General features: G+C 55.8%; 1 protein-coding gene. It reads right to left on the bottom strand.

The window, feature by feature from the left end; genetic code table 11:
• Nucleotides 1-114: 114 nt before the first annotated feature.
• Nucleotides 115-371 (bottom strand): hypothetical protein (locus KIH86_RS27455; protein WP_223110768.1); only part of this gene is annotated, 257 nt, incomplete at its 5' end.

Raw genomic sequence — 371 nt, 5'->3', positions numbered from 1 at the left:
TGCGCACATCCTGATAGTATCCCTTGTCAATGGATCGCGCCGCAAAAGCAGCGTTAAGACGGCTTTTGAACGTCTCCAGTGCTGATAGCAAGTCCTTAGATGCTTCCAGGGCCTTTACATCATTGCTTGCTCGCATGTATCCAAACATACACCCTCATCCTCTCTCGCTACGCGCAAATATTTGTCATACTCCAATCCGGTCAGCTCTGCCGCTTCCAGGCAATAAAAGGCCGTCTTAGCAATCTGCACCCGCCGATCCTCCAGCCGCGTCTTACGCTGCCAATGCAGGCAAGCGGTCGGGATCAGCAGCCGCCCGCATGCCTTGGCTGCGCGCTCCGCGGCGTCCACGGCCCGCCAGTAATGATAATCTG

The organism is Paenibacillus sinensis (assembly GCF_019904155.1).
In the GTDB taxonomy this organism is placed as follows: Bacteria; Bacillota; Bacilli; order Paenibacillales; family Paenibacillaceae; genus Paenibacillus_AQ; species Paenibacillus_AQ sinensis.
The sequence above is the reverse complement of the archived record's forward strand: the minus strand, read 5'-3'. Positions and strand labels throughout refer to the sequence as shown.